At 65.6% G+C, this 8487-nt stretch carries 7 protein-coding genes; 5 read left to right on the top strand and 2 right to left on the bottom strand.

The genetic code is table 11. From position 1 onward, the window contains the following. Positions 1 to 138: 138 nt before the first annotated feature. Positions 139 to 585 (bottom strand): Lrp/AsnC family transcriptional regulator, encoded by a 447-nt coding sequence (locus AVR91_RS29330; RefSeq protein ID WP_063272514.1) that lies wholly within the window; start codon positions 583 to 585, stop codon positions 139 to 141. A 107-nt stretch (positions 586 to 692) separates the two neighbouring features. On the opposite strand from AVR91_RS29330, the gene AVR91_RS29325 reads away from it, so the two are divergent. From AVR91_RS29325 to AVR91_RS29305, 5 genes are all read left to right on the top strand, one after another. Beyond that, positions 693 to 1145, top strand: coding sequence for a rhodanese-like domain-containing protein (locus AVR91_RS29325; protein WP_063272513.1), 453 nt, complete (start codon positions 693 to 695; stop codon positions 1143 to 1145). Positions 1146 to 1224: 79 nt separating this feature from the next. Then, complete coding sequence (locus AVR91_RS29320) at positions 1225 to 1980, top strand: type 1 glutamine amidotransferase (protein WP_063272512.1); 756 nt, start codon at positions 1225 to 1227, stop codon at positions 1978 to 1980. 105 nt (positions 1981 to 2085) lie between these two features. Then, positions 2086 to 3204 (top strand): inorganic phosphate transporter, encoded by a 1119-nt coding sequence (locus tag AVR91_RS29315; RefSeq protein WP_083715722.1) that lies wholly within the window; start codon positions 2086 to 2088, stop codon positions 3202 to 3204. Between the two features lie 109 nt (positions 3205 to 3313). Then, positions 3314 to 6286 carry a bifunctional [glutamine synthetase] adenylyltransferase/[glutamine synthetase]-adenylyl-L-tyrosine phosphorylase gene (locus AVR91_RS29310; RefSeq protein WP_063272510.1) on the top strand — a complete coding sequence of 991 codons (2973 nt, stop codon included), beginning with the start codon at positions 3314 to 3316 and terminating at the stop codon, positions 6284 to 6286. Positions 6287 to 6414: 128 nt separating this feature from the next. Next, on the top strand, positions 6415 to 6849 hold the full coding sequence (locus AVR91_RS29305) for an acyl-CoA thioesterase (protein ID WP_020633826.1): 435 nt from the start codon (positions 6415 to 6417) through the stop codon (positions 6847 to 6849). A 92-nt stretch (positions 6850 to 6941) separates the two neighbouring features. Here the strand turns inward: AVR91_RS29305 and glnA are convergent, their stop codons facing one another. Then, positions 6942 to 8366: a type I glutamate--ammonia ligase gene (gene glnA, locus AVR91_RS29300; RefSeq protein ID WP_007033879.1), complete on the bottom strand. Its 1425-nt coding sequence runs from the start codon at positions 8364 to 8366 to the stop codon at positions 6942 to 6944. Positions 8367 to 8487: the final 121 nt, after the last annotated feature.

Genomic DNA, 8487 nt, shown 5'->3' with positions numbered 1-8487 from the left:
GGACACCGCCGGACTAACATTGAATAAGGTCTGGGACCTGGTCGAGAACCGAGAGTTCTCCCAGGTCCCAGACCTTTTTTCATGCTTGGACCTGCCGAGTGGTAGCAAAGGTCCCATGCTTCCCCGCGGAGATCTCGCTCAGCAGGTTTCGCGGCCGATCGCGCGCCGACGCACAGGCGACGAGAAAACCAGCGATGTGGTCGTCTCGCCATAGCGCTGCATCCGCTCCACGAGTTCCTCCAGCTCTGCCGTGTTGCGGCAGGCAACCCGCACGAGCCAGCACTCGTCGCCCGTGACGTGGTCGGCATCGAGCACCTGCGGTAGTGCGAGGATGGTTTCGCGGAAGCGTGCCGTGTCCAGGCTGCGTACCTTCGCCCGGACCATCGCTTCGATGGGGAGCCCGAGCTTCGTCAGATCGACACTTGCCGAGTACCCGGTGATGATCCCCTTCTCCTCGAGCCGACGTACCCGCTCGGTCACCGCGGGCGCGGACAGCGACACCCGCCTGCCAAGCTCCGAGTAGGTCAGTCGGCCGTTGGACTGGAGCAGTTCAAGCAGCTGCCAGTCGAGATCATCGAGGTTCACAGAACTCCAGGTCGATCGTCATGCTCGCGAGGAATCTCCAGGCTAGCCCTTGCCCAGACCTGGATTCTCCGATGTCGCGAACGATCACTGTTTACGAGGATTGAGCCATGACGACCGAACCCCGCACACTGACGTTCCCAGCCCTGGACGGCGCGACCGCGGCCGCGCACCTGCGTGCCGAACTCGCTCTCGAGGTCGACCCGGACGACCTGGTCCGTGATCTCGCCTCTGGCACCCAGCTGGGTTACGTGGTCGTCGAGACCAGAGCTCCGGAGGCCTTTGCGTCCGCTCGCATCCCCGGCGCGATCAATCTCCCGTACCGGGACATGACAGCAGAGTCGGTCAGCGGGCTGGACCGCGAACTCGTCTACATCTGCTACTGCGAGAGCATCCACTGCAACGCCGCGACGAAGGGCGCTTTGAAACTCGCTGAGTTCGGCTTCAAGGTCAAACGCCTCTCCGGTGGTATCACTGCCTGGCAAGCGGCCGGCTATCCCGTTGAGCGAGACACCCTTCTGCTGGCGCGCTCCTCCGCCCCCACCCCGCGCTGTGCCTGCTGAGGAGCAAGGGACCTTTGCTACCACCGTCCGTCGTGGTAGCAAAGGTCCCTTGCTCTCGGCGCGGTCGTAGGCTGGGGAGGTGACCGCTCCCAAGTTGCTCGTCATCCAGCCGGATGAATCAGACCCGATCGGCCCTCTCGGCGACTGGCTCACCGAGGCGGGCGCCGAGCTCGACATCCGGTTGCTGCCTGATCAGACTCTTCCCGCCGATCTTGACGGATACGCTGGCGTCGTATGCCTTGGCGGCGGGATGGGTGCCAACGACGATGAGGCTCACCCATGGCTCGCGGACGTGCGGAAGCTTCTTTCGAAAGCCGCGGGGGCACGGATCCCGACACTCGCTATCTGCCTCGGCAGTCAACTGCTGGCCGTAGCGCTGGGCGGCAGCGTCAGCACGGGCGATCAAGGGCCCGAGGTCGGCCCGGGGCTTGTGTCCAAGAAGGACGCTGCGTGGACCGACCCGCTGTTCGCGGACCTGCCGCTGATGCAGGACGTCCTGCAGTTCCACAACGACGCGATCACCCGGCTGCCCGCAGGCGCGGAGATTCTCGCCTCTTCCCCGCGGTACGCCTACCAGGCCTTCCGATTCGACCGTTGTGCCTACGGTGTCCAGTTCCACATCGAGACGACGCCTGATGTGGTTCTCGATTGGGCGCGGCAGGCGCCGGAAATGGCGGAACTCACCCGGCCGGACGTACTGACCCCGGAAAACCTCGCCAAGGTGCATGCCGATATCACCGAAACCTGGCGACCGTTCGCCCATCGCTTCGTCCGACTGGTGTCCGGCGACCTCGCCCCGGCTGCGGACCGTCAACGTACATTGCCGATGGCTTAACGACTTATGTCTCAAATCCGTATGGGTTATTAACACTCGGGTCTTGCCGTCAGGTACCTTGCGAGGGGAGTTTCGAAGGGTTCGGAGGTCGGGGTGGAGCCCTCACTGTTGGTCGTGCTCGTCGTCGTCACGGCCCTAATTTTCGATTTCACAAACGGGTTCCATGACACGGCAAACTCGATGGCGACGTCGATCGCCACCGGGGCGTTGCGGCCCAGGGTCGCAGTGACGATCTCCGCGGTCTTGAACCTGGTCGGAGCGTTCCTGTCGGTCGAGGTGGCCAAGACCATCTCGAATGGACTCGTCGACGACACCAAGATCGGCCCGGCGATCGTCTTCGGGGGCCTGGTCGGGGCGATCGTGTGGAACCTGATCACCTGGTTCATCGGCCTGCCCTCCAGCTCGTCCCACGCGCTGTTCGGAGGACTGATCGGCGCCACGTGGGTGTCGGCCGGAACGGACTCCGTCCATTTCGGAAAGATCGTCGAGAAGGTGCTGGTTCCAGCGGCGCTGTCGCCGGTCCTGGCCGGCCTCGTCGCGATGGCCGTGACGTACTTCGTCTACCGCTTCTTCGTCCGCCGCGGTCGCACCGCAGGCTTCAGAGTCGGCCAGATCATCTCGGCTTCGCTGGTCTCGCTCGCCCACGGCACGAACGACGCGCAGAAGACCATGGGCGTGATCACGCTGACGATGATCACCGCCGGCGCCCTCCCCGCCGGGGCCGGGCCGCCGCTCTGGGTGATCGTCAGCGCGGCGCTGGCGCTGGCGCTCGGCACGTACCTGGGTGGCTGGCGAATCACCTATACGCTGGGCAAAGGTCTCACCGATATCGATGGCCCACAGGGCTTCGCCGCTCAGACGAGTTCGGCGGCCGTCATTCTCGCCTCGACGAACTTCGGCTTCCCGCTTTCGACGACCCACGTCTGCTCCGGCGGCATCGTCGGCTCCGGCGTGGGCAGAAATGAGTCACCGGTTCGCTGGCGTACCGCCGGCCGCATGGTGACCGCCTGGCTCTTCACGCTTCCGGCAGCCGCCATAGTCGGTGCAGGTGCGGGCCTCGTGACCTCGACCGGCACAGTCGGCACGATCGCCGTCGGCGTCGCGGGCCTCGCGATCGGCATTGGCATCTACCTCCTTTCACGGCGGAGCCCCGTCAACGCGGGCAGCTTCACCAGCCCCGCCCCGCCCGTTCCGGAACAGGAAGTCGGCAGGATCGCGGCCTAGTGATAGCAAGGGACCTTTGCTACCGTCCGGCTGAGGCGATAGCAAAGGTCCCTTGCTCCCTTGCGCGTCCGTCTGGCCACGGGCGGAAGGGCGACTACGGTGGAAGCCGATGGTTGAGCGCGCCAGGCCGACCGCTTCCGTGGCGAGATACGGCTTCACCGATCCCCGTGCCGACGGGCAGCTGCGTGCTGCCAGTTGGTGGACCGAAACCGGCCCGGACGGCTCCGCCGCCGACGTGTTGTCCGCACTTTCCCGCGCGGCGGATCCTGATCTCGCCCTGAGCGGTCTGGACCGGATCAGGGAAGCCGACCCTGAAACCTGGACCGGACTCGACCAGGCCCTCCGCACCAACCGCACCTTCCGCGGCCGGATGCTCGGTGTCTTGGGTACCTCGAGCGCACTCGCGGACTTCCTGGTCTCGAACACCGGCTGCTGGAAGTCCATCGAGGGGCAGAAGAGCACCGAGCCGGGTCAATACGTGAGCAGTCTCCTCGACCACTTACGCCCGAATGGAGAAGTGCTCACGGGAGTCGAATCGGAGCAGGCTCTTCGCGTCGGCTACCGCGAGCTGCTCCTCGGCATCGCAGCGGCCGACCTCGGGCATCTGGTCGAACCCGGTCTTCGCCAGCCCCCCTATGCCGAGATCGGAGCCCAGCTCACCACGCTGGCCGAGGCCGCGCTGACAGTGGGGCTGCTGGTCGCGGAGGCCGAGGTGGGTGCCGGTGCCGAAGGCCGGCTGGCCGTCATCGCGATGGGTAAATGCGGTGGTCGAGAGCTGAACTATGTGAGCGACGTGGACGTCATCTTTGTCGGCGACGGAGATCTGACGGTCTCCACGCGGCTCGCCAGCACGATGATGCGCGTGGTCGGCAAGGCTTGTTTCGAGGTCGACGCGGCGTTGCGGCCGGAGGGTAAGGCGGGTGCCTTGGTCCGGACCCTCGACGGGCACGCCGCTTATTACCAGAAGTGGGCCAAGACCTGGGAGTTCCAGGCCTTGCTCAAAGCACGGCCGGTGGCGGGTGACGCCGAACTCGGGCGCCAGTACGCGGAGATGGTCGCACCGAAGGTCTGGGCCGCGGCCGATCGGGAGAATTTCGTCCCTGAAGTCCAGAAGATGCGGCGCCGCGTCGAAGGGCACGTGCCTTCCGCGCACGCGGAGCGGGAGCTCAAGCTGGGGCGCGGAGGCCTCCGCGACGTCGAGTTCGCCGTGCAGTTGCTGCAATTGGTCCATGGCAGGATCGACGCGGATCTGCGATCTCCGTCCACGATGGACGCGCTCGCCGCCTTGGGTGACGGCGGCTATGTCGGCCGGAAGGATGCCGCGGAGCTCGCGTCGTCATACGAGTTCCTCCGGACCATCGAGCATCGGCTTCAGCTTCGCAGGCTCCGGCGCACGCACCTGTTCCCTGCCGCTTCGGACGTCAGCGAGTTGCGAACGATCGCGAGGGCGAGCGGTGTGCGGCCGGCTCGGGGCAAGAGTGAGGGGGACGTCCTGCTGGCGGAGTTCCGCCGCCATCTGCAGAGCATCCGACGGCTTCACGAAAAGCTCTTCTATCGGCCTCTCCTGCAATCTGTCGCGAACGTGCCGACTGAAGCGCTCCGGCTGACGACGAAACAGGCAGAGAGCCGTCTCGCCGCGCTCGGCTATGCGGCTCCGGACGGCGCCCTCCAGCACATCAAGGCGTTGACCGCGGGAATGTCACGTCGGGCTGCCATCCAGCAGGCCCTGCTGCCGGTTTTGCTGGACCTTCTCGCTGACACTCCGGACCCTGACCGCGGTCTGCTGTCGTATCGGAAGGTCTCCGAAGCGCTTGAGGAAACGCCTTGGTACCTCAGGGTTCTCCGGGACGAGGGCGCAGTCGTCGAGCGGCTCGCTTTCCTGCTGGGCACCTCGCGACTGGTACCCGACCTGCTGGCGAGAGCGCCCGAGGTCCTGCAGCTGCTCGGTGATCCCGCGCGGCTGGCCGGTCGCACTCCGGCAGAGGTGGCCACCTCGCTGCGAGCCGCGGTACGGCGGCAACCGGGGTTGAACGCCGCGGTCGCGGCCGCGAGATCGCTCCGCCGTCACGAGATGCTGCGGATTGCGTCGGCAGATCTTCTGGGGTTGCTGGATGTTCCCGCGGTCTGCGCGGCATTGTCGAGCGTGTGGGTCGCTGTGCTTCAAGGTGCCTTGGCCGCTGCTTTTCGCCAGCGTCAGGCGGAGCTCGGGCAGACCCCCGCGAAGATCGCTGTCATCGGCATGGGACGCCTGGGCGGGGCCGAACTCGGCTATGGATCTGACGCGGATGTTCTCTTCGTGTGCGAGCCCGCGGAAGGGGTGTCGGACTCCGAAGCCGCGAAGTTCGCTTCCTCGGTCGCCGAGACGGTGCGCAAGATCCTCGGGGCCCCGAGCCCCGATCCTGCGCTGGTCGTCGACGCCGATCTCCGTCCGGAGGGGCGGAGCGGCCCGTTGGTGCGAACCCTGGAGTCCTACCGCAGCTACTACGGTCGTTGGGCGGAGGTCTGGGAGTCGCAGGCGCTGCTCCGCGCGCGGTTCATCGCAGGCGACGATGACCTTGGCGCTCGGTTCATCGAGATGATCGACCCCATTCGATACCCGAAAGCGGGCCTCGACGCGGTTCGGGTGCGGGAGATCAGGCGGATCAAGGCTCGGGTGGAGACGGAGCGGATGCCCAAGGGCGCCGACCCGACACGGCACACGAAACTCGGCCGCGGAGGGCTCGCCGACGTGGAGTGGACCGTGCAGCTTATGCAGCTGCGCCATGGGCACGAAGTCGAGGGACTTCGGACCACTTCGACGATCGAGGCGCTGAAATCCGTGGCAGAGGCGGGGCTCGCCGAGCCCGCAGAGATCGAATCCCTGACCGAGGCCTGGCTGCTGGCGACGCGTGTGCGCAACGCCGGGATGCTGGTCCGTGGCAAGGCCGTCGACGAGATCCCTAGCTCCGGCCGGGACCTGGCCGCGGTCGCGCGAGTGCTCGGTTACTCGGCCGATGACGATCCAGGCGAGTTCCTCGATGCCTACCGACGGACGACGCGACGTGCTCATGCGGTCGTGGAGACCCTCTTTTACCAGGGTTGACCGCTTTGACCTGCAGTAAGTGAGCAAGGGACCTTTGCTGCCGCCTGCCCGGAATGGACGGGGCGGTAGCAAAGGTCCCTTGCTCACACTCGGCGTCGCGGACGGTGAGTGGCGCTTACAGTGGACCGGTGACTGTGCGCGAGCCATTTCGCACCCGGATCAAGGTGCGTCATTACGAGCTGGACACCCTTGGCCATCTCAACCACGCCGTCTACCACTCGTACGGTGAGGTCTCCAGACTCGAGCTGATGGAGCTTGCCGGCGGCCTCAACTCCGGCATGCGCGACGCGAATCTCGCCTTCGTGCTGCTCGAGTCCCATATCGTGTTCCGGCGAGAGCTTCGTGCGGGCGATGTCGTCGACGTGACCTGCGACGCCAAGTTCGGCACCGGCAAGACCTTCCATATGGACTCGAACATCTACAAGGTCGATGGCACCCTCTCCGCGGAGATCACGTGCACGCTGGGGCTGATGGATCTCGAGCGGCGCAAACTGGTGGACGACCCGCGTGGGCGCATCGAGCGTGCAGGAGTCGATCTGAAGGTGCTCTCCACTTCGGAGTAGCCGTACCGCGAATGACCAAATAAGAAACGCCGGTGGTGAGGGCGCTTCCGCACCTCACCACCGGCGTGCTCTTGGTGTTGCCTACCGCACGATCACACGTCGTAGTACAGCGAGAACTCGTACGGGTGCGGACGCAGCCGCAGCGGGTCGATCTCGTTCTCACGCTTGTAGGAGATCCACGTCTCGATCACGTCGGGGGTGAAGACGCCACCCTCGAGCAGGTAGTCGTGGTCCGCCTCCAGCGTGTCGAGAACCGCGCCGAGGTCACCCGGAACGAGCTTGACGTTCTGGGCCTCCTCAGGCGGAAGCTCGTAGAGGTCCTTGTCGATGGGCTCCGGCGGCTCGATCTTGTTCTTGATGCCGTCGAGGCCGGCCATCATCATCGCCGAGAACGCGAGGTACGGGTTGCCGGACGAGTCCGGGCACCGGAACTCGGCGCGCTTGGCCTTCGGGTTGTTGCCCGTGATCGGGATACGGACACAAGCCGACCGGTTCCGCTGCGAGTACACCAGGCTGACCGGGGCCTCGAAGCCCGGGACGAGCCGGTGGTACGAGTTGACGGTCGGGTTGGTGAAGGCCAGCAGGCTCGGCGCGTGCTTGAGCAGGCCGCCGATGTAGTGGCGGGCGGTGTCGGACAGGCCCGCGTACCCCGACTCGTCGTGGAACAGCGGCGTGCCGTCCTTCCACAGCGACTGGTGGCAGTGCATGCCCGAGCCGTTGTCACCGGCGAGCGGCTTCGGCATGAAGGTCGCGGTCTTGCCGGCGGCGAACACGGTGTTCTTCACGATGTACTTGAACAGCTGCAGGTCGTCCGCAGCGTGCAGGAGCGTGTTGAACTTGTAGTTGATCTCGGTCTGCCCGGCAGTGCCCACCTCGTGGTGCGCGCGCTCGATCTCGAAACCGGAGCCCTGCAGGTTGCGGACGATCTCGTCGCGAAGGTCGGCGAAGTGGTCGACCGGCGGGACCGGGAAGTAGCCGCCCTTGAACTTCGTCTTGTAACCCTGGTTGCCGCCCGGCACGTCGGCACCGGTGTTCCACCAACCCTCGACGGAGTCGATCTCGTGGAACGAGGCGTGCTCGGCCGAGTCGAACCGGATCGAGTCGAAGATGTAGAACTCGGCCTCCGGGCCGAAGAACACGTTGTCGGCGACGCCGTACTCGGAGATGTACTGCTCGGCCTTGCGCGCGATGTTGCGCGGGTCGCGGCTGTACGCCTCACGGGTGAACGGGTCGTGCACGAAGAAGTTCAGCGAGAGCGTCTTCGCCTTGCGGAACGGGTCGATACGCGCGGTTTCGGGGTCCGGGAGGAGCAGCATGTCGGATTCGTGGATCGACTGGAAACCACGCACCGAGGAGCCGTCGAAGGCCAGGCCTTCTTCGTAGGCTTCTTCGTTGAACGCCTTCGCCGGAACGGTGAAGTGCTGCATAACGCCGGGCAGGTCGCAGAACCTGACGTCGACGACCTCTACGTTCTCGTCGGCGATAAGGCGCTGAATGTCGTCTGGAGTAGTGGGCACCCTCGGTGACTCCTTCTCGTTCGTTGCCGGCGGCAGTACTCTCTTCGGCTCACGCTAAGAGCGCGGTGTTGCCCGACCGTCACCCGTATGTTTCGCCGGTGTTAACGGGGCGGCGATATCG

Origin of the sequence: Amycolatopsis keratiniphila subsp. keratiniphila, assembly GCF_001620365.2 — a bacterium.
GTDB lineage: Bacteria > Actinomycetota > Actinomycetes > Mycobacteriales > Pseudonocardiaceae > Amycolatopsis > Amycolatopsis keratiniphila.
This window is presented reverse-complemented; position numbering and strand designations above follow the sequence as displayed.